Below are 1276 nucleotides of genomic sequence, written 5' to 3' on the forward strand. Positions count from 1 at the left end.
CGTAAATCATCGCGAACTGGTTCATCGCCGCTTTCCAGTCGTGCGTGGCGCTGCCCCACTTGCCCGTGATGTTGCGCAGCGCCAGCCACAGCAGTTTGGTGGCTGCCTCGTCGCTTGGGAAGTGCCCGCGGATCTTGATGATCTTGCGTAGCTGCGCGTTGATGCTCTCGATGGCGTTCGTCGTGTAGATGATCTTGCGGATCGCCGGTGGGAACGCAAAGAATGGAATGACCTGACTCCAGGACCGATGCCACGCGGCGGCGATCGGACCATACCGCTGGCCCCATTGGCCTTGCTCGAAGGTGGTCAGTTCGGCCAGAGACGCCTCGACGGTTGGCGCGGTGTAGACTGGCTTGAGCGCCGCCGCCACCGCGCGGCGGTCCTTCCAGCTCGCATAATCCAGGCTGCCTCGGATCAGGTGCACGATGCACGTTTGCAGCGTCGTGTCGGGGAACACCGCGTTCAGGGCTGCCTCCATGCCCTTGAGCCCGTCGGTGACCGCGATCAGGATGTCCTGGGTGCCACGCGTGCGCAGGTCGTTGAAGACCTTCATCCAGAACTTGGCCCCTTCGGTGGTCTCGATCCACAGGCCCAGGATGTCGCGCGTGCCGTCGGGCAACACGCCCAGGGCGAGATAGACGGCTTTGTTGCGCACCACGCCGTCTTCGCGCATCTTGACCCGCAGCGCATCGAAGAACACCACGGGATACATGCTCTCCAGCGGCCGGGCTTGCCAGGCGGTGACCTCCTGCATGACCTCGTCGGTCACGGAGCTGATGAACTCGGGTGAGACCTCGGTGCCGTACTGTTCGGCCAGGAAGGCCTGGATCTCGCGCACGGTCATGCCGCGGGCATACATGGCGATGATCTTGTCATCGAACCCGGTAAAGCGCCGCTCGTGCTTGGGAATGAGGATGGGTGCGAAGGTGCTGTCGCGGTCACGAGGCACGTTCAGGTGCAGCGGGCCATCGTCGGTGAGTACCGTTTTAGCGCTGCTACCATTGCGCTGGTTGGTTGTATCCTGCGGGCGCTGTGCGCCCGCAGGATAGCCCAGGTGCTGGCCCAACTCGGCGCCCAGCGCGCGCTCGATGAGTGCCTTCTTGAACGCCATGGCGGCGTCCTGGACCGCTTCGGCGGTCATTGGCCCCTTGACGAACTGGTCGACCAGTTCCTTGGGAATGGGGGGCAGTTCCCTCAGTGGTGTCTTCGGTTTGCGTGGCATACGGCCTCCTTGGCTACATGGTATGCCCTGCACACAAAAATACGGATAGGCCCG

At 63.2% G+C, this 1276-nt stretch carries 1 protein-coding gene; it reads right to left on the bottom strand.

Annotated features, from left to right (window positions below; all coding sequences use genetic code 11):
• Nucleotides 1-1222: IS256 family transposase (locus tag K206_RS0130955; protein WP_043367436.1), on the bottom strand; the 1222-nt coding region annotated here is incomplete at its 3' end.
• Between the last annotated feature and the right edge of the window lie 54 nt (nucleotides 1223-1276).

It is taken from the genome of Cupriavidus sp. WS, from assembly GCF_000395345.1.
Classification (GTDB): domain Bacteria; phylum Pseudomonadota; class Gammaproteobacteria; order Burkholderiales; family Burkholderiaceae; genus Cupriavidus; species Cupriavidus basilensis_B.